Origin of the sequence: Bacteroides sedimenti, from assembly GCF_040365225.1 — a bacterium.
GTDB lineage: Bacteria > Bacteroidota > Bacteroidia > Bacteroidales > Bacteroidaceae > Bacteroides > Bacteroides sedimenti.
In genome coordinates, this window is the sequence record NZ_AP028055.1 from 1,341,823 (window position 1) to 1,368,446 (window position 26,624).

23 protein-coding genes and 1 pseudogene are annotated in these 26,624 nt (G+C 38.8%); 15 read left to right on the top strand and 9 right to left on the bottom strand.

The window, feature by feature from the left end:
* Positions 1 to 105: 105 nt before the first annotated feature.
* Both ABWU87_RS05375 and ABWU87_RS05380 read right to left on the bottom strand, forming a co-directional pair.
* Entirely contained in the window at positions 106 to 249 is a 144-nt protein-coding gene (locus tag ABWU87_RS05375) for a hypothetical protein (protein WP_353333965.1), read from the bottom strand.
* 42 nt (positions 250 to 291) lie between these two features.
* Positions 292 to 1,068 (bottom strand): EFR1 family ferrodoxin, encoded by a 777-nt coding sequence (locus ABWU87_RS05380; RefSeq protein ID WP_353333967.1) that lies wholly within the window; start codon positions 1,066 to 1,068, stop codon positions 292 to 294.
* 93 nt (positions 1,069 to 1,161) lie between these two features.
* On the opposite strand from ABWU87_RS05380, the gene ABWU87_RS05385 reads away from it, so the two are divergent.
* The 3 genes from ABWU87_RS05385 (at position 1,162) to ABWU87_RS05395 (ending at position 3,387) form a co-directional block, all read left to right on the top strand.
* On the top strand, positions 1,162 to 1,872 hold the full coding sequence (locus ABWU87_RS05385) for a phosphatase (RefSeq protein WP_353333969.1): 711 nt from the start codon (positions 1,162 to 1,164) through the stop codon (positions 1,870 to 1,872).
* Between the two features lie 102 nt (positions 1,873 to 1,974).
* Positions 1,975 to 2,532 carry a hypothetical protein gene (locus tag ABWU87_RS05390; protein WP_353333970.1) on the top strand — a complete coding sequence of 186 codons (558 nt, stop codon included), beginning with the start codon at positions 1,975 to 1,977 and terminating at the stop codon, positions 2,530 to 2,532.
* 90 nt (positions 2,533 to 2,622) lie between these two features.
* Positions 2,623 to 3,387, top strand: coding sequence for a porin family protein (locus ABWU87_RS05395; protein ID WP_353333971.1), 765 nt, complete (start codon positions 2,623 to 2,625; stop codon positions 3,385 to 3,387).
* A 180-nt stretch (positions 3,388 to 3,567) separates the two neighbouring features.
* Here ABWU87_RS05395 and ABWU87_RS05400 read toward each other — a convergent pair whose 3' ends face one another.
* Together ABWU87_RS05400 and ABWU87_RS05405 are read right to left on the bottom strand one after the other, a co-directional pair.
* On the bottom strand, positions 3,568 to 3,855 hold the full coding sequence (locus ABWU87_RS05400) for a hypothetical protein (protein WP_353333972.1): 288 nt from the start codon (positions 3,853 to 3,855) through the stop codon (positions 3,568 to 3,570).
* 69 nt (positions 3,856 to 3,924) lie between these two features.
* The gene (locus ABWU87_RS05405) at positions 3,925 to 4,236 is read right to left on the bottom strand and encodes a hypothetical protein (protein ID WP_353333973.1); all 312 of its coding nucleotides are present in this window, start codon (positions 4,234 to 4,236) and stop codon (positions 3,925 to 3,927) included.
* Between the two features lie 566 nt (positions 4,237 to 4,802).
* Between ABWU87_RS05405 and ABWU87_RS05410 the strand changes: the two genes are divergently transcribed.
* The 3 genes and pseudogenes from ABWU87_RS05410 to ABWU87_RS05420 form a co-directional block, all read left to right on the top strand.
* On the top strand, positions 4,803 to 5,513 hold the full coding sequence (locus ABWU87_RS05410; RefSeq protein ID WP_353333974.1) for a leucine-rich repeat domain-containing protein: 711 nt from the start codon (positions 4,803 to 4,805) through the stop codon (positions 5,511 to 5,513).
* 226 nt (positions 5,514 to 5,739) lie between these two features.
* Positions 5,740 to 6,132, top strand: coding sequence for a hypothetical protein (locus tag ABWU87_RS05415; RefSeq protein WP_353333975.1), 393 nt, complete (start codon positions 5,740 to 5,742; stop codon positions 6,130 to 6,132).
* A gap of 244 nt (positions 6,133 to 6,376) precedes the next feature.
* Positions 6,377 to 6,826: pseudogene (locus ABWU87_RS05420) on the top strand (hypothetical protein); the annotation flags it as partial.
* 222 nt (positions 6,827 to 7,048) lie between these two features.
* Here the strand turns inward: ABWU87_RS05420 and ABWU87_RS05425 are convergent.
* The 3 genes from ABWU87_RS05425 to ABWU87_RS05435 all read right to left on the bottom strand — a co-directional run bounded on the left by ABWU87_RS05425 (position 7,049) and on the right by ABWU87_RS05435 (position 13,888).
* Complete coding sequence (locus tag ABWU87_RS05425) at positions 7,049 to 10,114, bottom strand: M60 family metallopeptidase (protein ID WP_353333976.1); 3,066 nt, start codon at positions 10,112 to 10,114, stop codon at positions 7,049 to 7,051.
* 623 nt (positions 10,115 to 10,737) lie between these two features.
* On the bottom strand, positions 10,738 to 11,565 hold the full coding sequence (locus ABWU87_RS05430) for a DUF5106 domain-containing protein (RefSeq protein WP_353333977.1): 828 nt from the start codon (positions 11,563 to 11,565) through the stop codon (positions 10,738 to 10,740).
* 1,861 nt (positions 11,566 to 13,426) lie between these two features.
* Entirely contained in the window at positions 13,427 to 13,888 is a 462-nt protein-coding gene (locus ABWU87_RS05435) for a hypothetical protein (RefSeq protein WP_353333978.1), read from the bottom strand.
* A gap of 710 nt (positions 13,889 to 14,598) precedes the next feature.
* Between ABWU87_RS05435 and trpB the strand changes: the two genes are divergently transcribed.
* From trpB to ABWU87_RS05475, 8 genes are all read left to right on the top strand, one after another.
* Positions 14,599 to 15,783, top strand: coding sequence for a tryptophan synthase subunit beta (trpB, locus tag ABWU87_RS05440; RefSeq protein WP_353333979.1), 1,185 nt, complete (start codon positions 14,599 to 14,601; stop codon positions 15,781 to 15,783).
* Positions 15,784 to 15,796: 13 nt separating this feature from the next.
* A complete protein-coding gene (locus ABWU87_RS05445; RefSeq protein ID WP_353333980.1) occupies positions 15,797 to 17,203 on the top strand; it encodes an anthranilate synthase component I family protein in 1,407 nt (468 codons plus the stop codon).
* A gap of 11 nt (positions 17,204 to 17,214) precedes the next feature.
* Positions 17,215 to 17,787, top strand: coding sequence for an anthranilate synthase component II (locus tag ABWU87_RS05450; protein ID WP_353333981.1), 573 nt, complete (start codon positions 17,215 to 17,217; stop codon positions 17,785 to 17,787).
* A gap of 4 nt (positions 17,788 to 17,791) precedes the next feature.
* On the top strand, positions 17,792 to 18,787 hold the full coding sequence (trpD, locus tag ABWU87_RS05455; protein WP_353333982.1) for an anthranilate phosphoribosyltransferase: 996 nt from the start codon (positions 17,792 to 17,794) through the stop codon (positions 18,785 to 18,787).
* 5 nt (positions 18,788 to 18,792) lie between these two features.
* Positions 18,793 to 19,575, top strand: a complete 783-nt coding sequence (gene trpC / locus ABWU87_RS05460) for an indole-3-glycerol phosphate synthase TrpC (protein WP_353333983.1) — start codon at positions 18,793 to 18,795, stop codon at positions 19,573 to 19,575.
* Positions 19,576 to 19,582: 7 nt separating this feature from the next.
* Positions 19,583 to 20,191 (top strand): phosphoribosylanthranilate isomerase, encoded by a 609-nt coding sequence (locus ABWU87_RS05465; RefSeq protein WP_353333984.1) that lies wholly within the window; start codon positions 19,583 to 19,585, stop codon positions 20,189 to 20,191.
* Between the two features lie 24 nt (positions 20,192 to 20,215).
* Positions 20,216 to 20,989, top strand: coding sequence for a tryptophan synthase subunit alpha (gene trpA / locus ABWU87_RS05470; RefSeq protein WP_353333985.1), 774 nt, complete (start codon positions 20,216 to 20,218; stop codon positions 20,987 to 20,989).
* A 165-nt stretch (positions 20,990 to 21,154) separates the two neighbouring features.
* Positions 21,155 to 22,195 (top strand): asparaginase, encoded by a 1,041-nt coding sequence (locus tag ABWU87_RS05475; protein WP_353334420.1) that lies wholly within the window; start codon positions 21,155 to 21,157, stop codon positions 22,193 to 22,195.
* A gap of 1 nt (position 22,196) precedes the next feature.
* On the opposite strand, the gene ABWU87_RS05480 is transcribed toward ABWU87_RS05475, so the two are convergent.
* Both ABWU87_RS05480 and ABWU87_RS05485 read right to left on the bottom strand, forming a co-directional pair.
* Positions 22,197 to 22,418 carry a hypothetical protein gene (locus ABWU87_RS05480; protein WP_353333986.1) on the bottom strand — a complete coding sequence of 74 codons (222 nt, stop codon included), beginning with the start codon at positions 22,416 to 22,418 and terminating at the stop codon, positions 22,197 to 22,199.
* A gap of 197 nt (positions 22,419 to 22,615) precedes the next feature.
* On the bottom strand, positions 22,616 to 23,914 hold the full coding sequence (locus ABWU87_RS05485; protein ID WP_353333987.1) for an NAD(P)/FAD-dependent oxidoreductase: 1,299 nt from the start codon (positions 23,912 to 23,914) through the stop codon (positions 22,616 to 22,618).
* A gap of 327 nt (positions 23,915 to 24,241) precedes the next feature.
* Here ABWU87_RS05485 and ABWU87_RS05490 point away from each other — a divergent pair, with 327 nt between their 5' ends.
* Positions 24,242 to 26,560: an LruC domain-containing protein gene (locus ABWU87_RS05490; RefSeq protein WP_353333988.1), complete on the top strand. Its 2,319-nt coding sequence runs from the start codon at positions 24,242 to 24,244 to the stop codon at positions 26,558 to 26,560.
* Positions 26,561 to 26,624: the final 64 nt, after the last annotated feature.

Below are 26,624 nucleotides of genomic sequence, written 5' to 3' on the forward strand. Positions count from 1 at the left end.
AAAAACAATCTGCCCGATGCATATGTTTAGAGGCTGTACCGGTTTTCAACAAGAGAATTTGCACAGAGCTCCCTCCTGCTTAATTTATCCTGTTTGGCCTTGCCTTTATATTTGGTTCAAAAAACCCGCCAGTTCTTCTTCGCCAACTATTCCGAAGCATGCCCCACTCTTTTTGATTCGATTCAAATCAACACGCACCTCTTCCAGGTTATCTTCTGTTGTGTATGCCTCGTCTTTTGGTTCACTCAAAGCAATCTTCTGCCATCATCTTGTAAAAGATAAAACCGTTTATCAGAGTTTGTATTCCGGATGCAAATACTGATGTTTCTTTTTCGTGGCCTTTCCGTAATGAACGGCATGGCGAGGGCAAATATGGTAACAGGCCAGACACGATGTACAGTTATCGCCCCATACCGGTTTGTTTTCCACCTTTACATTATGCATGGGACAATGCTTTTCACACAAGCCGCAGGCAATGCAATCATCTGTTGCACGAAATGGCTTGGCGGTAACCTGATACTTGTTGAACAACGGATTGATGATTCGGCTCTTCAGAAAAGCAAAACCTCCCTTGTTGCATTCAAAAATATTATCTGTGCGCTTGGCAAGAATTTCGTTAACCCTCTTCACCTTTGCCACTGATTCAATCAGTTTCTTCTGTTCCAGCTCTTTCGGGTCTGTGTCAAAACCAGGCAAAGAGACATAGTTATTGGGCATGATTACCGAGAATCCGGCATTCCACTTCCACTCTTTCTTGCTGACAATCTCATTCATAATCTTTTGGGTAAGGCCGACGTCATCGCCACAGGAACAGACAAAAAAGCAATAGTGCCCGTTGTAGTTCGTGAAAACAAGCTTACGGATAAACTCCATCACAATGGCCGGTGGAGACCATGAATAGATGGGAAAGATAAAACCTGCTTTTTCATTCTCGCCCAAGGTATATTGAAAAGTATTGTTTGGGTTGTTCATCTCCTCTGCAATGGAAATCATTCTTTCGTTCTGGTAAGCCGTCACCTGTCCGGCTATCCACTTTGAGTTTCCTGTTCCCGAAAAATAGAATATCATAGATGCGTAATGTTTACTTGAGTATTGAGCACAAAAGTATAATAATAATTCCATTGATTTGCTTAATTTTGCATTCGATTATTGCAAAACATCATGAATATAGTTTTAGATATACATACACACACCGTAGCCAGCGGGCACGCCTTCAGCACTCTTCAAGAAATGGCACAGGCTGCAACAGATAAAGGTCTTCAATTACTGGGCATTACAGAACATGGGCCTGGCATTCCGGGAACCATCGACCCCATTTATTTCCGGAATCTCTGGACTATTCCCCGCAAAATGTACGGAGTGGAACTGCTACTGGGTTCGGAACTCAATATCATCGACTACAAAGGAAATGTTGACTTAGGAGAAGAGTATCTGAAACGAATGGATATCTGCATTGCCGGACTTCACTCTTTGTGTTATACTCCTGGAACAGTGGAGCAGAATACTTCGGCTGTTATTGGGGCTATCAGAAATCCGTATATCAAGATTATCACTCACCCCGGTGACGGAACAGCCGTACTAGACTATGAGCCTATCGTCCTGGCAGCAAAGGAGCACCATACACTGCTTGAAATCAACAACAGCTCACTTGACCCTTATCGCGAGAAAGAAACTGCACCAGATAATTTCAGAGAAATACTTTGCTTGTGCAAGAAATACCATCAACCGGTTATTCTTGGAAGTGATGCACACATCTCATTTGCCATTGCCAAATACGACTTAATTTATCCGTTGCTGGCCGAAACAGAATTCCCCGAAACACTGATAATGAACGACAAACTGGAGGCTTTTAAAGCTTACATAAAACAATAAATCACACTAATAACATCTCTTATTCTTATTGATACAACTTTTTCAGATTGCAAGGTGTTAATATTATTGATTCAATATAACATCATTCAAAATTAAACCATTATGAAAAAGCTGTTACTCGTTTTGGTATTGCTCACAGCATGCATCGTTGACTTTACAACAGCCAACAAACCATCCCAAAATGGTAAATCATCTGCCAAAGTAATTATGGCAACAGATTCCAGCAAGGGTGAGCTTAACCAATTCAAACTCTTCAAGGAACGAATCACCGGTCTGTGGAAATGCAAAATGGGAAAGGATACCAATTACTATTGGAAATGCATTGCCGATGAAAACTATATCGAAGCAACAGGCCGAATAATCTACAAAGGCAAATTACTTTCTGAATCTCATTCATACATTGTATACGAAAAGAACATTGACAAATGCATCTGGACTGAGATTGTACACGATTCGGAAACTTATGTATACGCTTGGTGGTTCACTTCATCTACTACATACGAAGCTGTTCCGGTGAAAGATTTGTGTAATCCGTCAGCTGCTTCATTTCAAATGAAGTTTGAACAAATAACACCCGATTCAATTAAACAGACCATTAAAATAAAGAATAAAGTAGTCGACGTATTCAATTTCCACCGGATAAAATATAAAGCAGGATAACAAAAGCTTGTTATTCAAGAAAGACAAAGCACTGGACAATTCCATCTCTTCTTTCTATATAAATTCTATATAAATAATAAAAAAGACACTATGAAAAAAATCATTGTAACATTGTTAATTTTATTGTGTTCTATGAATTGGGCTATAGCTCAGTCATTGTCAAACAACAATAATCATAAATTTACAGTCGGTGCCTTCGCCGGGCTTAATATGCCAAGGCTAACCGGAGGAGGAGGCAATCCTCTAAGTGAGAACTGGACTTCGCGCGAAGGCTTTGCTTATGGTGTAACTTTCTCCTGGAATACCGGTCAGCACTTTGCCTGGCGGGCTGATTTATTATATTCAAGTGAAGGAGGACAACGAAACGGAATGCAGGGCATAGACGGACAAGCATTTAACCCTGAAGCGCCTGCAGGAACCTATTTTTATGCAAATTTTAAGAACGAATCAATTCTTAATTATCTGGAATTACCCGTCATGGGAAAATATTCCATCTCATTAAGCAAATCTTCTTGGTTTTATGTGGATTTAGGGCCCTATGTTGGCATTAAACTAAGTGCCAGACAAAAAACAAGCGGCTCAAGCATTGTGTATGCCGACCCTGAAGGTAAGCAACCTCTTTCAGAAGGAGCATTACCTTTTAACAGCGATGAGAATATAAAAAAGAGCATCAAGACTTTAAATATGGGCATAACCGGTGGCATTGGCTTAACGCAAAAAGCGGGTCCTGGTATGATTGTCTTTGATATTCGTGGAGCCTATGGTCTGACAAATATTCAAAAATATGCGAAAGACGGAGAAAATCATATGGGGAATCTATTGCTATCATTGGGGTATTCCATTCCACTACAATAATATGTGAGCCTCAGAAAAATTCACAATATTATTAAACTGTTCAGTAATTTCAGAAAATAAAATTCAGGATTCCCTTACATTAAACCAATGTCCGACACTCTTTTCCTTGTACCACCATGACTAGTGCAAGGAAAAGAATGTCAGACAAATAAACTACATAAGATTAAGTGATGTATTCCTTTAATTGCGAGTTGCGGTTTTACGTTTAATCCCCATTATCAGTTTATTGTTATAGGGAATAGGGAAAAATTTAAATCCGTATATAGACAGATCACCTTTAAGGTTACGATTTCTGGGACTAATGGATCTGAATTCAAAAAAAGAACTGATGATTGCCACATAGGGCGCACGTCTTTCTTTAGGCAAATCACTGATCACTTTATTCAGCAGATTAGATACATCTTCTTCCGATAATTTCACAACAATTTCTGGCGTTAACTCTTCCAGAGGTATAATTTCTTTTTCCATAATTTATTAATGATATACGTAATAAAACAAAGCTTATTAAAGGATCAATCATTTTGAAATTCCAGCTTATTAGCGTTTGTCGATTATTCCAAACTCTTTCCATTGAGTTTGAGCGAAGTCGCCTTTTATAACTTTTTTTGCCTCTTTTACCATTTGCTTCACTTCAGCCAGTTTCTGATTTGCCTGAATGGTCTTTTTTCTAAGATCAATACGAAGCTGTTCTGTTTCTTTATTATAACCTGCCGCTAAAACAATTTCAGCTTCCAGTTTACTTATAAAATGTTCGTCGAGACCTTTGTTCTTTACTAATTCTATGTTCTTTTTCAATCCGGTCGTCAATAATTGAACTTTGGTAATTTGTTCAGAATAAGTTTTAGACATAATCTTAATCGTTTAAATGTTTTAAAATAATGAGGAACAGTCCATCTCTTTATACCTCCTCTTTGGTATACAGTAATTACCTAAAATTAAATTTATATTCATTTTCACTTTGAATAACTTTAATGCAAATCAATAACAAATTTGGCAACTTCAGATCTGTTTTTTTATCATCAATAGAGTCTTTACCCAGATTGAATGATGAAGTAAAATTAGGGAAAAAAGCAATCGATTGTGACCTTTAGAATTACAATATTTAACATATATTAATCTAAATAGCGGCTTATATCGCCATCTATTTTTTCATTTATTCACATTCTTTGAGTGTTTAAACTCCGAGAAGACAAAACAAATAGATTAGTGCGGAGAAATTGTTTCATTTACTCAAAATTCTCAATGGAATCACTTACCAATAAATTTAATATAGTCAGCATAAACAATTGATTTAATTTTAATTAATATCTACATCCTAAACAAACCTATTTCATTGTCTCTTGTTTTAAATAAAGAAAGAACAGTAAAAAGAGAAAATACATACTGAAAGAAATAGATAAATAAATTCAGATATAATGAAAACGCAGATCATATATCTGGCTACAATAATATACGTGCTGCTTTGCCCTCGTATTATGGCTCAAGGTTACAAAGCAGACACGATAAAAGTGAATGCGGGAAAACTTAGCACTCAACTAGGTGACAAGAAAGATATTATTACAAGTCTTACACTAAAAGGCGAAATAAATGGCAGTGATATAACCACAATCCGTTCCATGGCAAAACTCACTGTATTAAATCTTGCAGATGTAGATATTGTAAAAGGAGGAACATTTATAAGTTCCATATATGATGATAAAATAGAAATCCCGAATAATGAAATCCCGGAAGAGATGTTATATGAAAAAGACAAACTCATCGCAGTAACACTTCCCGAAAACATCACCGCAATAGGGCTCAAATCTTTTTCAGATTGCAGCAAATTAGGGTCCATGGTAATACCAGACAAGGTGATCTCAATCGGCACCAATGCCTTTTTTGGTTGTACCAGTTTAAAAGAACTTACCATCCCGGCTAGTGTTACAACAATAGATTACGGTGCATTTCAAAGTTGTTCGGCTTTGTCAAAGATACGATGTAAAGGAACAAACCCTGTAAAAATAACAAATTTCACTTTCTATGGTGTAAGTACCGGCGCATGCAAGGTGTATGTTCCCATAGGGGCTGCAGCGGCCTATAAAGCTGCTGAAGGATGGAAAGAGTTTAAGAATATTATAGAAGAATAATCTGCGTAACAACAAACGAATATAAAAAACGCTGGCGGAACCTAATTCCATCAGCGTTTTTTTATATTAATCGATGATAATTTCTTATGCAGCATTCAGAATTACAAGTCTAATTAGGGAAATTCCTACAAAAGAATGGGGAATATCACTATCAAGGGAATAATTCCCACCCTATTTTTGTTGCATAACAATAAAGCAAAGTACGAACAATTAAATATAGAACGTTATGAAAAAGATAATTCTATCATTAGTTGCCATCATTATGGTATCAATGAACTCAGTTAGTATGGCTTCAAACAAGGGTGGAAAACACAAGGGTAACAGAACTGAAGTGATTATCAGATATGAAAACGATAGAGATCACGAATACAGGGACAGAGATTGCCGGGAATACAAAGATAGGGATGACGACCGTTATTATAGCAACAACAACAGAAGGTATGATAATTACGATGATAACGAATATTACGAAAGAAGAGACAGAATGAAAAGATGCAAGATGCACAGATACGACGATCAATGCCATGATTGCAGAGAACATCGTGATAATAGCGGTGCAAAAGTAGCCGGCGCCATTTTAGGAACTGCTGCATTAATACTATTAACTACAGCTCATTGATTGTTTTAATAAACTTACTGGTTTTAGGTAAATCTGCGGTAAATGAGAAGCCATGAGCTCAATCATTTCCGCAGATTTTACTTTTTTATTTATTGGAGGCGGCATTGTTTCCCGGGTTCACCAACAAAATTTGGCAGTAACGCAAAAGTCGCATTCAAACTGGTCTGTTTAAAGTAAATGCTTTCTACGCTACAAGCAAATTTCGCTTACTCCTCATGCTTCACATTGGTCCTTTTGAAGTAAATTTTGGATTTGTTCGGCTATATTGGTAGCTTTGTTCTCGGTCCCTTTTATCGGAACTCTTAAACCCGTCTGCATGAACGGTGTTTACGAATCGTTCTGCATCATCGTCGTTTTCCCTACCCTGTTTTGGCTGGGCGCATCGGGCTCTACAACCGAAAGATATCGACAAACATATGCAAGTTCCTGGAAGACATCTCTTTTCCGTTATATATAGTGCATTATCCGCTTTATTTCGTAAGTCCCTCTATTTTAAAATGGTGGAGAATCAGTAAACATGTACCTTTTCTATGCATGGCTCATCAAAAGCAAACTTTATACGTTTGGCGAAACCTGGGCAATTTCTTTGGGTGTAATGGCATGGAATGTATTGTTGGTTTATGCTTGCTTGAAGTTGTACGACGAATCTGTAAGCAAATATTTGGCAAAGCGTTTCTTAAACAAGAAAATATAACGGCTGTTCTAAAATAAAAGAATCCACTATTTTTGAGCAGCACTCAACCAAAGTGGTGCTTAAAGAAGAACAAGCACTCTCTTTTTTAGTAGGTTAATATAAATGCGGAAAGAGTAAACCAACTCTCTCCGCATTGCTGTTAATAAAAGAATCGCAAATATTACCAAAAATATATTGGATAATTTTACATATTTTTCTCCAATGTATTATGTGAATCAGATGTTAGAAATTTTTAATTACCTTATGCATTTCTATACCTTGTGCTCCCTGAATGTTAACAATATAAATACCTCTATTCCAGTTTTGCGCAGAGACAACTGCGAATTGTGTATCAGCCGGCATTTTTGTATCATATATCGTTTTACCACTTGCATCCATTATGTTTACATGAATAAAAGGTTCGGAACTTACAATGCGTAGCGTATTTGAGGCATCATCAATATAAATCCAGCTCTTTTTGTTGTCTTTTACATTTTGAACCGAAGCAGGCGGGGACTGACGTACGCAACGGATGGATGCATGGTGTTGTGAATTCCTATTTGTATAGGCAATAGAATCATCTGCATAACTCATTACCTTATGAAACCAGATGGAGTTGGGTATCAAAAAGCTTGCTTTCAAACCGGGGTTGTCTCCATTGTCGTATGACAGTGTGCTTTTATTGACAACGCCGCCGGGCAATACATTAAATCCTACTTCTGCAGCTTTCGTTATATTGATGCCACCAGGACCTTTGGCCCACAGTCCGTCTGCATTGTCGTCTCTGCCTCCGCCGCACTTCAGGCAAGATACTAAATTTGTGTTAGTAAGGTTGTAAGTGCTTTTAATACTTGTAATCAAGTCGTTCCATAATGTCTCTGTGGGTACAGTCCATCCGTCGGGACACCAGCCTGAAGCACTCGATGCTGCGTTTGTGGGATACATACGGCCATATAGCTTTCCGTCAGCGTCTCCAGGGCCGTAAGTACCTACGGTACCTTTGGACGATTCATTTGTTCCGTCATATCCGTCCCAATCCAAATTTTTTGTAAACCACTCGTAATTCCCGTAGCGTTTGTAAGGATAGATTTTCCCGTCGCGAGAATCGGTAAAATTTCCCGATTTACTCGAATAATCACAATATTTACTAATTGCAACTGCTCCATCGGTAGGTTGAGGATCAGATGGTGGCGTAGATGTGGTTATTCCAATCAATGGCAGCGGCACACAGCCAGGCTTAGAATATGGCGTTGTTAAGGATATGTCACAAGAAGGTGCTTGTAATCCACCATCAAGTATTGCTTTATCTAATACTTGTTGATAATAAGGTAAGACTTTGTAACCCCATTTATTGAAATAACTTCTTAAGTCATAACCAGTTAATTGGCATGCCTTGAGTACAAAATAAAATTTGCGTGCATCGTCATTACCTCCATCAATTTCTTCCTCTCTTACAATCCGGTGTAATCTATGAAAGAATTCATCGCCGAAGATCATGTGTAATTGTTCGAATAGAAGCAGACGGCTATCGTTGCCTGATCCGGCAATGGTATCAATTGCATTGGAAAAGAAATCTCTTGTTTCATCCGGAAGTGTGAAATATTGATTCAATAATTTATTCCATGCTGATTCCGAATTACGAATATAGCTCTCTCCGGAAAACGCTCTTTGTACAGCTTCTGTATATATATTGACAGACACCTCTGTAAAAACAGATGGTTTGTAAGCTCCCTGTTGGTGTTGATGCCCTAATTCATGAGCAACTCCCCAGTTATTGCTTGCTGTCAGATTAGTTAATAGCCGCACAAGTGGAGCATCTCCACTATATCCAGTTCCATAATCAGTGGCAAACATATATCCGGAAGATGCTTCCGCGAAGAGATGTCTGATGCCTTTTGCCAATCGGCGGTGAAGTGGATTAGGATCGTCATCGGAAAGTCCGCTGATTTGATCCTCGGTTAAGAGAATTTTATCCAGATCCGACAACCATTTCTCTTTGTCCGTGTCAATCGAGTAATTAAGAGCTGCCGTTCTTGAGACAACAACAACTGCATAATCGGAAGAAAACATTACGTCTGTAGTCTCATATTTTCCCAACATACTCAAAAACTCATCGGCAGTTGTAACCCCTTTAATATAATAAGGAGCTCTTACATGCTGGCTTTCACTTGTGAAATTGATTTTGACTTTTCCCTGGGGATTGTCGGAATTGGAGACGTAACGGAAATAAATCATTCCTCCGGTATGCATGTCTGGAGTAATGATGTTAAGACCGGGATTGAGTGTTATTTCTTTCCGAATATTGCCGGACCTTGAAGGTGTGCCGATCACAATTTTAGGACTTGCATCGTCGCTGGCGGGGTTCAGAACTTCTACATTAACTGCCACTTGTTTGCCGCTTTCTATGTAAAATCCAGTTAAACTATGGTCAAACTTTTTTTGTACTTGCCTTAATCGCTTAATTTCTTTTTCGGTGCTGACAATTTGGTTGATTACAACAGTATCAGGGTAAGGTGTCGTAATTTCAATATCAGGGAAAGTCGTTTCACTTTTTCGTATGCATCTGACTGACGCATGATGTTGAGAGTTCCTGTTTGTATATAATGCATATTCACTGTTGTTTAAAAAATATTCATGAAAATAACTTCCCACTAGGAAGCTCGCTTTTTTTCCCACTGTGTCGGTTGCTGAACTGTTGGTTCCTTTTGTGTAATATCCAGTTGTTTTGTTAAAAACCCCTGCAGGCAAAATATTAATGCCGATTTGAGAAGACAACGGATCTATAGTACCTGAGGTCCAAAGCCCTCCGTCACTAACCAATCCACCTGTTTTAAGATACTTAGCCATATTTTCAACAGAATTTGACGAGATAACTACACTGGTGCTATCCGCATTCAGGGCTACATCTGTAATTCCATACAGTTTGACAATATTAGTATATAATTTTTCCCAATCAGATTTAGTGGCTACAGTCCAACCGGAAGGACACCATTTGTTCATGTTTGTATTAGTGATATTTGTCGGGTACATCCTTCCAAATTTTTCACCGGTTGGATCGACAGTCCCATAAACACCGACACTACCTCTGGTAGATTCTGTTGTTCCATCATACCCGTCCCAATTAAGATTTTGCATAAACCAATCATAGCTGCCATACTTTTTGTAGGCATATGTTTTCCCATCGCGCGCATCTGTTATTACTCCTTTTTTAGTAGAATAATCTGTATAAGGAACATTGGGTAGCTGAGCTTTGGCATCAGGTAGTGCCAAACAAATAGATAACAATAAAAAGTAAAATTGTTTTTTCATGTTTTAGATAATTAAATTAATAATAACTGCAAAAATTGTTCAAAGGTTGATGTTGCATACTTAATTAGGGTTCGTCGAATATTGATGAATTCCGTTGAAACGATAGATGTTTTTGTGTTGGAATTATCTGCATAAATCAATCAGAATTTACCTGAGGCGAATCCCTTTTCGGCATTACATTATCGGGATAAAATTAAATCCTTATAGCACTATTCAGTTGTTCGATCTGCTTTTTCTTTTGCCTCATTTAACAATCACAAACAAATACGTTCCCGTTTCTCTCGACTGGCAATAAAGTGTATTACCTACTATAACAGCAAGCGTATCTTATTCCAATTGGCGAACAGGTTATCGCCAAAAGACTCGAACAAGTCAATTTGTTATTTTTGCACCATTAAAGAGCCCCAACCTTGATAGGTTGGAAAGTACACTCAACTGGTTTCTTTGCCCAGTAGCTTTGCAAATTGTGGTTTGGTAAGACTGTTTGTTAACAGGTTGTGCTCTGTTGAATATGAATTTAGTGCAAATAGAATTCTTAGCATAACAGACAAAAAAAGGTTTTTTATTGCTGGTCTGTTTTTTAATGGAGTATTTATTAGGTGTAGTGAAGGTTATCGGTCATTTTATTTACCTGCATTAATGTGTTTGTAATTCAAGTAAGAGATAATATCTTCTGTTTTGCAATCTTTTAAAATAACATTTTTATGTTTGTCCAATAGGTACAAAGTGGGAATAGCACTTAGATCGTAGATTCCTTGTGACTGAATATTGTCCTTGGCATCCTGACCATGCAACCAAAAGGGTTTTGTTTTTGCCGTGGCATGCCACAGCACTGAATTGGGTTCCAAACTAATGGCTAACAGCTTTATTTTCCCATTTTTGAGGAATCCGTTCATGTTTGAAGCTTCAAGCACCTTCGATGTTTCACGGCAAGCCTCACATTCGGGATTGTAAAAGTAGAGAATAAGATATTCGGCTTCTGTGTTGTAAAGTGTCGAAATAGAATTTTTTAGATTCGTAAAACAGAAGTTGTTTGCCGGTTTTCCAGGTCTGTTTTGATTTGCTGATTTCAACAAGTTGCTATACATCTGCTTTTCCCACGATTCGTACATATTGCTTTGCAGGCAATAATTGAGCAGGAAAATGTAGATATCTTCGTTTTTGTAGATGGAGGAGGGCAGCGAATAAGCATCACAAAGCATTTTGATAAAGAACTTTTGTGGCCCAGGATATTTTTTTGTCATCTTCAAGAATTCACCTAATACGGGCTGTCTCTTTTCAATTGACAATCTCGATAGTATATCTACATAATACTTCAAGGCAAGGGTTGATCCTTCTTCATTTAGTGTATTGCAATTTTCAAATAAAAAGTCATCCCAGAAATGAGTGACAGCATGCTCCAAGGCAATCTGAGTTGTTATTTTGGTGGAGTCGGAATGAATCATAGCCATAGAACGATACGGCAAAATCGAGATGAGGAGAACAATCAAAGAAATTCCGGTTATTTTTTTTTCAAGCTGCATAATCTTAATTAAATGATTCACAAAGTAAGAATACTATAATACGACCCATTTCTTGGTCACAAATATAAGAACATAATTTGAAGAAACGATATATTCCATTAACAAACACAATATAGTTTCTTTAATTTTTCTTTTTGTGAAGACTTATGAGGCAAACCTAGTCAATTAATGAATATGCATCCCCAGAGGTACTGGCATATTATATTAGTAACAGCAGTCTTTGAGACTTATCTATCGGGAATTTTATTTTACCAAGAAATTACACTTCAGAAGTAAATGCCTGAAGTTTCTTTAACCCTTGTCGAATTGCCATCTTTCTCTTTAATTAATATTATTTTGTTAGAAAAGTGGTGGTCTACGTTATCAATGACGATAATCGAAAAATTTGTTTTATTGTTTTTTTCAACAAAAGACCTAGAATTTTTCAAACTTCCTTTAAGAATGTTAACGATTTTAAGTGGACACTAGTGAAACGAATGTACTGATGAAAATAAATGCACGGGGAACTATGCCTTATTTTTGTATATATAGGGGGCGAGATAAAATACCCCGTAGCTAATTATCAAGCAACTAATTCTAAAAATAAAATAGTAAGACGGAAAACTAGGCGGAGTTTTTCTTGTCGTACCCTTAAACGAGAGTTAAAATATATTTCAAGGTTGATTATAAACACTTTACAGTAGGTATACTTTTAGCTGTTTTTTATTAAAAATAAAGATTACATACATATTGTCGGCTAATAACAATGAAATCATCTGTGATATAAATTAAAAATGCGGTTACAAAATTTGCAATCAATCTATAATATGCCGTTTAATGATGAAATAACCCAATGTGAAATATAATGTATTCGGGTAATTATATGCAACATTTAATTCATAGCAAATTCATTGATATATTGTTCCTTTACTTTTGCCCGTCCGGATAAGGAAAACAATGCCCTAACCTGTTGAATGGAAGATGACTTTACTAAGATCGGTCAAAGGAGCCCCTATAACATGAAGTTGACTTAGAGACTAGATGAATGCTGCCAAGCGGTTGTGGTTGTAATCCTGGAAACTGTAAACCCGCTCTCGGCAAAGGTAAACAATGGAAAACGTTGTACCATTGTAGTAATTCAAAGAACGAGAAGGATATCGAATCCTTCCCGTTCTTGACAACAGAACTTCCGGTCTACATTACCCATTGAAATAATGTAAACTGAATCTGGAAATAAAATATTTAATGCCAAGTCGGCTTAGGAATAAGAAAAATATTGCAAACCAGTTCTAGTCGTAACCACAGAAAACGTAAACCCATTCCTGGAAAGGTCAGTTTTTAAAAAAACATGGCGACAAATTAAAAAAACATGGCGTAAGATTTGAAAAACTTGGCGTAAGATTTTCGTGGGGTGCGATTGGTTCCGCTCGCATGCTTAACTAATCCGCGCGCGAAGCGGCGGTTAGTCAAAAGAGCCCACCTATTTCTTCACCTCTTTATCCATCAATCTCTATCAATCCGGCATGCAACTCTATGTTCATGCGTTTGGTCTCGGCAACTTTCACCACTTTTACATACCATTTATGCGCAATGAGCATTATCATCTTCAACAGATATATATTTATCAGTCAAATCTGTTGGCAAGGTGCAAGCAGTGAAAGAATTTTCATCTTCAGCAGATTTATCTTTATGCCTACAAATTGGCAGATGCCCCGAGAAACACACGTATATCCATGTGAAATGAATAAAAAAACTCCCGTCAGCTTTCCAGCAAGTTGACGGGAGTATCCTCTCTAATTATTACTACTTTTTAATTTTCTTCGTTCATCACGGCTTTCAACAAGTCATTTTGATCTACTTTGTTCTTGGGATTCTTACAATAATTTAATAGTAATAAGAGTGCATTTTTTATTATCGTGTTTTTATTTCTAGCTTTGTCTCTGTTCTCGAGTGCAAATTTTGTAGCACATGCAAAATAGACTCCTATTAATGAGAGATTAGATCTGATTATACTGCAAACTGTTTCATTAAGATTGAAAGTAAAATCAGAAGTTCCTGACATCCAAATCAACAAAAAATTCTCTGCATACTCGCGGTTCAGGTTTTCTCTGTCCATAGGAGTTGATGTGAGATAATTGGCACATTCAAGTACTTTAGCCTCAGCATTAGAAAAGTCAGTTTTTCCATTTAACTGAATTCTGCTCAATTGCGAAAAGTCTGGTGTACATCCTTTTGCTATGAAGCTGACAGGTAAGATTGTTGACGTTTTCATAATGTTTTGTTTTTTAATGTTTAGTCATATTTTTACGATAGCTAAATTAGTTAAGAATGACATAATGACCAAAAAAATAGTTGGACATGTTACTTTTTGATTAAAACATTAATTTTCAGATAATTAAGTTTAAAAAAAGCAAAAAAAAGCAGCTCAAATATTGGACATTTTTTCATCTAACATCGATAAAATGGCGCAAAATGGAGAAATAACAGGCTAAAAACAACTTTAAACCAGGGAGTCGATATAGAGTTTCTCAGCTCCATTATTTGGTTTAGTTTTTAATTAATTTCGATTTTTACTTGCGGATAATAACAGATTATCCTGCCTGATAAAAAAGACAAGGCAGGCAAAAACAAGATAGATACATAAGCGAGAAATACTTTCTATGTAATTTATCTCATGGAAAGTTTAAACAGTTATAAGAAGGAGACATGAAAGTATTGGAAAGAAAAAAATAAAGATTTCTCAAAAAAAACATTGGATTTGTTTGCAGATTAAAACAAAGTCTATACATTTGCAGCAAAATAAGAAAAAATATAATGAGAACAATTTTAGTAAATGCATGTTGGTGGCGCTTCTTACAACTCCATAAGTCGTAAGGAAGCAGTACTCGTGTATATATACTAAATTTAAGATATCTTTAAGAGGCCTGTCGCACCTGCGACGGGCCTTTTTTTATGCCAATTTTAAAAATAAAAATATTAGCGATGAAAACGTATTTAGTTAATGAAGAAGGTTATTATGGTGAGTTCGGTGGTGCTTATATCCCCGAAATACTTCACCACTGTGTGGAAGAACTTAAGAACAAATATCTGGAAGTGTTGCACAGCGAGGAGTTCAAAAAAGAATTCAATACACTGCTCAGAGATTATGTCGGACGTCCTTCCCCACTCTATCTTGCCAATCGTCTTTCTGACATATATGGCTGCAAAATTTACCTGAAAAGGGAAGATTTAAACCACACCGGTGCTCACAAAATAAACAATACAATCGGTCAGATTCTTCTGGCACGTCGTCTTGGCAAGAAACGCATCATTGCAGAGACCGGAGCCGGACAGCACGGAGTGGCCACAGCAACAGTATGTGCACTGATGAATATGGAATGCATTGTCTACATGGGCAAAACAGACGTAGAACGCCAGCAACCCAATGTACAGAAGATGAAAATGCTGGGGGCTACAGTACGTCCGGTCACATCTGGCAACATGACTCTTAAAGATGCCACAAACGAAGCTATCCGCGACTGGTGCTGTCATCCTTCGGATACCTATTACGTTATTGGCTCCACGGTTGGGCCTCATCCTTATCCCGATATGGTTGCCCGTCTGCAATCGGTTATCAGTGAAGAGATAAAGAAGCAGTTACTGGAGAAAGAGGGACGAGATTATCCCGATTATCTGATTGCCTGCGTTGGAGGCGGAAGCAATGCCGCAGGTACTATCTATCACTACGTAGACGATGAGCGGGTGAAAATTGTTCTTGCCGAAGCCGGAGGTAAAGGAGTGGAGACAGGTATGTCTGCCGCCACCATTCAGCTTGGGAAAATCGGAATTATCCATGGTGCCCAAACTCTGCTGATGCAGAATGAGGACGGACAGATTGAAGAACCATACTCAATCTCGGCCGGACTCGATTACCCGGGCATCGGTCCCTTCCATGCTAACCTGGCGGAAACCAAGCGTGCCACTGTACTGGCAATCAATGATGATGAAGCAGTAAAAGCAGCATTCGAGCTAACCCGCATTGAGGGAATCATCCCCGCCCTAGAATCGGCTCACGCATTGGGCGCATTGAACAAGATTAAATTCAAACCTGAAGATGTAGTGGTACTTACAGTTTCGGGACGAGGCGATAAGGATATGGAAACCTACATCGGCTTAATGAACAACTAAATAATAAAATAATATGAAAACCTATAATTTTACAACTAACAGCAAGAAAGTGCTAGGCGACTTGCACACTCCGGTAAGCATTTACCTCAAAGTGAGAGATATCTATCCGGAATCAGCATTACTGGAAAGTTCGGATTTTCATGGGAATGAAAACAGCCATTCATTTATCGCATTGAAACCCCTGGCAAGTATTGGGGTAAACAGTAATGAATGTACCGTTCGACTTCCGGACAACTCAATTGAAAAGGAGGAAATCTCAGATAAGTTCACCGTTTCCGATGCCCTGAACGGATTTATGGGAAAGCTGAATGTAACAGGCCACGATAAGAACTCGTGCGGATTGTTTGGTTATACCTCATTCAATGCAGTACGTTATTTTGAAAACATTCCGGTGCGCGAATCTCACGACGCGAAAAACGATGCGCCCGATTTGCTCTATACATTATATAAATACATACTAATTTTCAATCATTTCAAAAACGAACTTACCCTGGTGGAGTTGTTACAGGAAGGAGAAGAGAGCGGACTAAATGAATTGGAGACGATTCTGGAGAACCGCAACTTCGCTTCGTACAATTTCTCAATCAATGGAAAAGAGTACAGCCCGATATCGGACGAGGAATTTAAATCGAACGTCCGTAAAGGAGTAACTCACTGTCTACGGGGTGATGTATTCCAAATAGTGCTTTCCAGACGTTTTGTACAACCATATGCCGGCGACGATTTCAAAGTGTACCGCGCTCTTCGTTCTATTAACCCCTCTCCTTACCTCTTCTATTTTGATTTCGGCGGATTCCGTATTTTCGGTTCATCGCCCGAAACGCATTGTAAAATTGAGGGCAAGCGGGTAAGCATCGACCCCATTGCAGGAACCAGCCGCCGAACCGGCGATGTAACCAAAGACAAACAGTTGGTCGAAGAACTGCTTGCCGACCCAAAAGAGAATGCAGAGCATGTAATGTTGGTTGACCTGGCACGAAATGATTTGAGCCGCAATACACATGATGTAAAAGTAGACTTCTACAAAGAGGTACAATACTATAGCCATGTAATTCACCTGGTATCGCGGGTAAGCGGCACACTGAACGAAGAGTGCAACCCGATTCAAACATTTATTGATACCTTCCCTGCCGGTACATTATCAGGGGCTCCGAAAGTAAGAGCCATGCAGCTCATCTCGGAAATTGAAAGTCAGAACCGGGGTGCTTATGGCGGATGCATCGGATTCATCGGACTGAACGGCGACCTGAATCAGGCCATCACCATCCGTTCATTTGTAAGTCGTAACAACGAGCTTTGGTATCAGGCCGGAGCCGGAATAGTGGCTAAAAGCAACGACGAATACGAGCTTCAGGAGGTAAACAATAAACTAGGTGCGCTGAAAAAGGCAATTGACCTGGCCTGTACATTAAAAAACTAATAAAGTAGACCATGAAAAAAATTCTTATACTGGACAATTATGATTCTTTCACCTATAATCTACTACACTTGGTGAAGGAATCGGGATACAAAAATGTAGAAGTCCATCGCAACGATAAGATTTCGCTTGATGATATAGAGAAGTTTGATAAGATAATCCTATCTCCGGGGCCGGGTATTCCTGAAGAAGCCGGCATTTTGCTGCCGTTGATTCGTCGGTATGCCCCAACAAAAAGCATCTTGGGGGTTTGCCTCGGGCATCAGGCTATTGGAGAGGCTTTCGGGGCCGAACTGGAAAACCTGAAAGAGGTGTTTCACGGTGTAGAATCTTCGATAAGAATAACGAAGGAAGATTCACTGTTCAGCGGATTGCCCAAAGAAATAACGGTAGGACGTTACCACTCCTGGATTGTCAGCAATAAGAACTTCCCTGAAAACGAACTGGAGGTCATTGCTGAAGACAACCAAGGTGAAATCATGGCTATCCGCCACAAAACGTATGATGTAAAAGGAATCCAGTTTCATCCGGAATCAGTGCTTACCCCCAAAGGTCGCGAAATCATTAATAACTGGTTAAATAAATAACAAAATGAAAAATATACTATATAAACTCTTCGAGCACAAGTATCTGAGTCGTGAAGAAGCCAAAGAAATACTGCAGAACATTGCGACCGGCAAATACAATGACGCACAGGTTGCATCGCTAATCACGGTTTTTCTTATGCGCAACATTTCTGTAGAAGAGATATTGGGATTTACAGATGCCTTGCTTGAAATGCGGGTGCAAGTAGACCTAAGCGAATACAAGCCCATGGATATTGTGGGAACAGGAGGTGATGGGAAGAACACATTCAATATCTCGACAACATCCTGTTTCGCCCTTGCGGGAGCAGGCTACAATGTGGTAAAACATGGCAACTACGGCGCTACATCGGTTAGTGGGGCTAGTAACGTGATGGAACAACACGGCGTAAAATTTACTGCAGACACAGATAAGCTTAAAAGGAGTATTGACAATTGCAACATGGCTTATCTCCACGCACCACTATTCAGTCCTGCCATGAAGGCGGTGGCGCCAATCCGCAAGAGTCTGGGAGTACGGACTTTCTTCAACATGCTTGGTCCGCTTGCCAATCCTGTGATGCCAACCTACCAGCTTCTGGGGGTATACAACCTCCCATTATTGAGACTCTATAGTTACACATTCCAGGAAAGTGGAAGCAAGTTTTCTGTAGTACACAGCATGGACGGTTATGATGAAATTTCACTTACTGACGACTTTAAAGTGGTGGACTCGTCGAGCGAGAAGATCTATACGCCGGAATCGCTGGGATTCAAACGATACACGGAAGCAGACCTGTATGGTGGCGACACTCCCGAAGAGGCAGCCGGGATATTCGACAATATTTTGAACAACAAGGCAACTGAAGCCCAGAAAAACTGTGTAATAGTAAACACAGCTTTTGCAATTCAGGTGATATGCCCAGAAAAAAGTATTGAAGAATGCATCGCTGAAGCAAGGGAATCTCTGGAAAGCGGAAAAGCGCTAGCAAAATTTAAACAATTTGTAGAATTAAACAGTTAATATAGATGAAAGATATATTGATGGAGATCATTGAATCCAAAAGAATCACGCTACGGGAACAAAAGAAAGCAGTGCCAGCTCAGCTGCTTGAGAATGGCGCCAGTGAAGAGAGAAAAATGTTTTCTATGCGTCGGGCTTTGGCCAATTCGTCGACAGGCATTATCGCTGAGTTTAAACGGAAATCGCCTTCGAAAGGATGGATTAACAGAGACGCTTCTCCTGAAGAGGTTACAGCGGCTTACCAAGCAAACGGTGCCTCGGCACTCTCTATTCTGACTGATACTCCCTACTTTGGAGGTGATCTTAAGGATTTACGCATTGCACGGCCGGAGGTAAACATTCCGATATTGCGAAAAGACTTCATCATTGACGAGTACCAGCTTTATCAAGCCAAGATTATCGGAGCGGATGCAGTTCTGCTCATTGCGGCAGCTCTGGAGAAGGATGAGTGCCTCCAACTTGCAGAAAAAGCGCACGAACTGGGACTTGAAGTGCTACTGGAGATTCACAGCGAAAAAGAGCTGGAATATGTAGATAGCGCCATCGATATGGTAGGAGTAAACAACCGTAATCTGGGAACATTCGTCACCGATGTGGAGAACTCTTTCCGCCTGGCAAGCATGCTTCCAAAGGATATGCTGTTGGTATCAGAAAGCGGTATCTCTTCTCCTGAGACAGTGAAAAATCTTCGTCAAGCTGGCTTCCGGGGGTTCCTGATTGGAGAGAACTTTATGAAAACAAGTAATCCGGGAGAAGCACTCGGATCATTTATCAAACAGCTTAACTAATGATGGAATGATTATCAAAGTATGTGGTATGCGTGATGCTGTTAATATCCGACAGGTAGAAAGCCTGGGGATTGATATGATGGGACTCATCTTTTTCCCGGGCTCTTCCCGTTACATCACATGTCCGCCCTCTTACCTTCCCGTTAAGGCACAAAGGGTTGGAGTTTTTGTAAATGAAGATTCTGCAACAATAGAGAGTCTGGCACGCGCTTTTGCATTAAACTATATACAGCTTCACGGAACAGAATCGCCTGAATATTGTTTATCTTTGCGGGAGAAGGGACTCAAACTTATCAAAGCTTTCTCCGTGTCATCTCCCGCCGATTTGGCAGAGACCGAGAAATATGAAGGATTGTGCGAGTATTTTATCTTCGATACCAAATGCGAAGGACATGGAGGGTCAGGTAAACAATTCGACTGGTCAATACTCTCTCATTATAGGGGAAAGACACCATTTCTACTTAGTGGCGGCATCTCTCCGGAAAGCATTGATGATCTGAAAAATTTCCGCCATGAGCAATTTGCCGGGATAGACCTCAATAGTCGGTTTGAAACCGCTCCGGCTATGAAGAATGTGGAGAAATTACAACGATTCATCAAAGAATTTAAAAAATAAACAGGTACATAAAGCATTTTAATTATGAATAGAATTAATCAACTACTTAAAGAGCATAAAAAAGGGATTCTTTCCATCTATTTCACTGCCGGTTATCCTAATCTGGACGATACAGTGCCTATTATTCGTGAATTGGAAAAGAAAGGTGTCAACATGATTGAAATTGGTATCCCTTTCAGTGACCCTATGGCCGATGGTCCGGTGATTCAAGACTCGTCTACCCAGGCACTGAATAACGGAATGACGCTGAAGCTACTTTTCGAACAATTAAGAGACATCCGGCATTATGCGAAAATACCTCTCATCCTGATGGGGTATCTCAATCCGATTATGCAATACGGGTTTGAAAACTTTTGCCGCAAATGCGTGGAGTGCGGAATCGATGGAATGATAATTCCCGATCTTCCTTTCAAAGACTACATGGAAAAATATCAGATCGTGGCCGAACGCTACGGGGTTAAGGTAATCATGCTTATTACTCCTGAGACAAGCGAGGAGCGCATCCGACTGATTGATGAGCATACAGATGGATTTATTTATATGGTCTCTTCTGCCGCCACTACCGGTGCACAGGATGAATTCAACGTTGAAAAGAAAAACTATTTCAAGAGGATTGAATCCATGAAGCTTAACAATCCATGCATTGTGGGATTTGGCATATCCAACAAAGCAACCTTTAAAGCTGCATGCGAACATGCGGCGGGAGCCATCGTGGGAAGCAAATTTGTTACTCTTTTAGGTGAAGAAGAGAGCATTTCGGCAGCTGTGGGGAAACTTGTTGCCGAACTGAAAGATTAGCATCTGAAACAGTTGTTTGCATTATAATATAAAACTAACACGGATTACACTCTATTTTTGAACTAGCTGAAATAAGTTCGTTTTCGAATTGGTGTAATCTGTGCTTTTTGGATATTATTCTCAAAGAATCGTTATCTTTGCATATTAATTAACATCTGCTGCATGATGATCACAAAAACCCCTTCTGTGTTATTAATATACACCGGTGGTACCATTGGAATGATTCAAAACCCGGAAACCGGCGCTTTGGAAAACTTCAACTTTAACCACCTTCTGAAACATGTGCCCGAACTGAAGAAGTTCAACTATCACATCTCCACTTATCAATTCGAACCACCGATTGATTCGTCCGATATGGAGCCACAAGCTTGGGCAAAACTGGTTAAGATCATTAGTTACAATTATGATTTATACGATGGATTTGTGATTTTGCACGGCACAGATACAATGGCATTTACCGCCTCAGCCCTTAGCTTTATGTTGGAGAATCTCAGCAAGCCGGTTATCCTTACGGGATCACAGTTGCCAATCGGCATGCTTCGTACAGATGGAAAAGAAAACCTGATTACTGCTATCGAGATAGCTGCCGCCAAGATTGATGGAAAAGCTGCAGTTCCCGAAGTATGCATTTTCTTTGAGAATCATCTAATGCGCGGAAACCGTACCAGCAAGATAAATGCGGAAAACTTCAACGCCTTCCGCTCATTCAACTATCCTCCGCTTGCAAAAGCAGGGATTCATATCAAATATGAGCCATCAAGAATTCTGAAGCCGGATGAAGGTCTGCCTCTGAAACCACACTATCTATTCGATACAAATGTTGTAATCCTCAATCTGTTTCCTGGAATTCAGGAAAGTATTGTTTCAGCCGTTCTCAATGCTCCCGGATTAAAAGCGGTAGTTTTAAAAACATTCGGATCGGGTAATGCTCCACAGAAAGAGTGGTTCATACAGGCCTTAAAAGATGCTACAAGCAGAGGGATTATCATTGTAAATGTAACTCAATGTACCTCGGGGGCTGTACAAATGGAGCGGTACGGTACAGGTCTGCAACTATTACAGGCAGGGGTAATCAGTGGATATGACAGTACTTTGGAATGTGCTATCACCAAATTAATGTTTCTTTTAGGGCATGGATTCAGCAATAAAGAAATACGTTTCCGCATGACAAAATCCCTGGCAGGTGAAATAACCAAGGAAGAATAGTTTATTTATCAAGCTCCCGATACTTTATCTCGTCACGCAACCAATATGAAAGGCTACTTCCCACCCATAAACCAAGAAAGAAGAATAATACAATAAAACAATAGGCATTCAACTTCACATCGATCAGAAAGAGTGCCAAAAGTACTGCCACATACCCCCAGAATCCCCAGGTGATAATTGACCTCAGGTTAACATACAGGCTATATAATATCTTATTTATCATTTTTTCAGATATAAAAGGGTGAATAATCTTATAATAGATATGGCAAAATTAAATAAATAATTCATAATACCCTCTATTTATTTCATCAGAACCGTTTCTTACTCATCAAAAAGCGCTCTAAAAAATCGTTTTAATAAAAAAGAGCAGCCGTTATTGAACAGACTACTCTTTTAAATATTTTTTGGAGATTGTTATAATCAATCCTCTTCATCATCCACAGTGATGTGTTTTTTAGCCGACATGATCAAGCGGATGTGATTATCGTATGTCAGATAACTCCATACCCAGTTAATTAACACTACCAGTTTGTTTCTGATTCCCAGAATTGAACGTAAGTGAACCACCAACCAGATAATCCATGCAAACCAACCATGTGTATTTATGTTGGCAAAATCCGCAACCGCCTTGTTTCTACCAATTGTAGCAAGAGAACCCAAATTACGGTAATGGAATGGTTCAAGTTTTTCGCCATTTTCCAGTTTCTTAAGATTTGATGCTAGCAAGACTCCTTGTTGTATTGCAACCTGTGCCAACTGAGGATGACCGTTAGGGTAATCTTTCTCTGTTTGATAACAAATATCGCCAATAGCAAAAACATTTTCAGTACCTTTTACACGATTGAACTCATCAACCATGATTCTACCTCCTCTGTTTAATTGTTCAGGTTTCACGTGATTGAACGCAGTAGCTCTTACACCACTCACCCAGATAAATGTCTGAGTCGGAATTTCCTGCCCATTATCTAGAACCACCTTATTATCCTTGTAATCAAGAACTTTTGTATTCATCAACACATTAATACCCATTCCTCTGAGGAATTTCTCAGAACTGGCAGATGAATGAGGTGACATTGCTCCCAATAGTTTAGAAGAAGCTTCAATAAGGTATACATTGATTTTGCTTACATCCAGATCCGGATAATCTCCCGGAATAACAAAACGCTTCATTTCAGAAAGAACACCTGAGATTTCAACACCCGTCGCACCTCCGCCAACAATCACAATATTCATTAGTTCTTGCTTTTGTACTGGGTCCTCACAAGTAACTGCTTTTTCGAGATTTGACAACACTATATTACGCATTGTCATTGCCTCTTCTACAGTCTTCATTGGAAGAGCAGCTTCTTCGATATTGGCGTTACCAAAATAATTTGTAACCGTACCGGCAGCAAGAATCAAATAATCATAACGAAGTTTACCAATTGAAGTTGAAACCGTATTCTTCTCGGCTCTGAAACCTGTTACATTGGCCCAACGGAAATAGAAATCTTCCCTTTTACGGAAAATCTTACGAAAAGGAAAAGAGATGGAACTTGGTTCCAACCCTGCTGAAGCTACCTGATAAATTAAAGGAAGAAATTGATGATAGTTATTCTTATCTACCAGAACTACCTGGAAACCACTACCTTTTAACTGATTTGCCAATTTCAGGCCACCAAAACCTCCTCCTACAATTACAACACGCTTCTTGTCTGTTTCAGGAACATTAAAACTCATACCTAACCTATTTATTTATTTTAAAACAATTCCCCCTTAAAGAATGTTTTAAAGCACGATCGACATCGTAATTCTTCGCAAAAGTACAATAAAACGGTTAAATAACAATACTTAGTTGCCCCATATTTATATAAAAAATTTAAGAATCAATATTAATGAAATAAAAATACAAGACTTTGACATTAAAATGTAAATCAATATAAAAAGAGCTTCATATATTTATTCAATTTAAATCTATTAAAATAGTGCAAAATCAAACTATTGTTATATTTTTGTTGCTGGAAGGGTATTTATGGTTTTTTAACGACAAAATTTGAAGTTTCATTTATGAAAAGATTATCTCGCAAAACAACACTTCTGATTCCATTCTTCTTTTTAATCACAATTCTTACCTGTTGTAAGGAAGACTATTACGACCCCTATTATAAGGTTCCCTCACCTTTTGCAGGTGTCCCCGATAATTTTAATTGGGCAACCATAAGTTCTGCTACTCTAAGGGTCAACGTTAACGACGAATATAACGGAGAATATTATTATACTGTTGAGGTCTTCGACGAAAATCCGGTATTGAATTCTGGTGCTAAACTTTTGGCTAAAGGGGTTGCCAGAAAAGGAGATATGTACATTTCAGAAGTTAACTTTCCACAAACCCAAGGAGTGATATATGTTCGACAGACATCTCCGAACGGTTTAAGAATTGTTCAAGAACATATTATTGATTCCCAAGAAATCACTGTAGATTTTTCAGGGTCACAGGCAGCAACCTCTGTCAAATCAAAATCTGTGGCAACCCGCTCCGCAGCTCCAGCCTATCAAGGTAACAGAAACGATGCAATATCCATTAATCTGAATACATCTTCCGTGACATTATTGGCTGGAAAATCATATGTCATCACCGGTGGCACCTATTCAGGAGACATTGTGTTTTATGGATCATGGAATGGTCAAAAAACAACAGTTTTTGTAGAAGGAGAATGGAATGTACCATCCAGGCTAACAGACTTTCAGAACGGACTTGAAATTGTTGTTTTAAGTGGAGGTAAGGTTTCCTTTAGCAGTAGCAGTCAGACACTAAATGGCTACAATGGAGTCAACCTATTTATTATGAGCGGAGGACTTTTTAATTCCGATAAAAAGAACATAAACATCAATTTCACCGATACCGGAGGAAACATATACAATTATGGAGAGTTTTATCTCAGCCAAATGAAGCTGAATGGAGGTAAGTTTTATAATAACAGCTCATTAACCAACATAACATCATTCACACAAACCGGAACGATTGAAAATCATGGTCTGCTAACAATTGGTAATATTGATGCAACAAGCGGTTTTATTATTGATAATTACTGCAATATAATTGTTACAGGTGACATTTCAACTTCCGGAGGAACATTCTATCTGCATAACAATACAAATTTGTCATGCATAAACTTTGATCTTAAGGGAACAACAGTAAATATGGAGCCCTTTTCACTTTTTGATGTTACAGGAACTGCCACATTTAATTCCTGGTCAAGTACTATGAATGGAACAGGCACAGGAACAAATTATGCGTTGGCCCGCATGAAAAAAGTTGTTTGCAATGGTTCTAAAAACATCACCTATAGTGGCAATTTAGAACTTGAATGCTCTGATCATACTGCAAATGGGAAATACAATAATGTCTATTATATGATATCTCCCGCCCATATGGTTAGCTATGGCTCTCCTTCTGTACTTATTCCCGCCAGTGAATGCACAGGAAAAGGGAGCTATCCGGCAGGGACTAAACCCACAAATCCTGCTTTCCCGATTGAAGTACCTACCAGTAGCATTTATTCATATGCAATAGAAGATTTCTGGCCGGCGTATGGAGACTACGACATGAACGACCTTGTAGTTGAAAGCCAAAGTTCTTACGCTGTTGATAATAGGAATTTTGTTACCAGTATGACAATTACGGCCAGATTGATGGCTGTAGGAGCCACTAAGAAACTTGGTGCAGCATTTCAGTTAGACCAGGTTTCAGCAATAAATGTAAGTAGTGTAACAGTTGAATCAGACTCTCCCAATAACCGCTTAAATGGAACAGTTTTCACTGTTGGAGCTAATGGCACAGAAACCGAACAAACAAAAGCGATTATCCCACTGTTCGATGAAGCACACCATTTTTTATCAGATAATGCAAGCGAAAAGTATTATATGCTGAATACTTCTGCAAAGGGAGAAGATTTCCCTCCAAAACAGGTGAAAATAACCATCAATTTTAGGAGCGGGACTGTAAGTCCAACAGACATTACTATCAAAAACCTGAATTATTTTGTGGTAACTGATGCTAAAAAAGAGAACCGGAAAGAAATTCATTTGCCAGGATATTTACCCACAAGCAAGGCAATAAAAACCTATTTCGGTGGAGGTCCCAATAATATTCCATCCAATAACGACCTTTCATTGAACGGAGTATATTACAGAGGAACAGATAATCTAATCTGGGGGCTTATGATTCCTGGTTCATTTAATTATCCATTGGAAAAGAGTAGTATTCTATTAGCATATCCTCAGTTTCAGATCTGGGCTACCTCTGGTGGTACAACTAATAAAGACTGGTACGAAAACCAAAATGCAAACACAACTTATATTTATAAGAAATCTTTCAAAAATTGACTATAAAAAACTAATTTTAAATAACTTTGCACCTTGAATAAGACACACTCACAAAATCTACGAT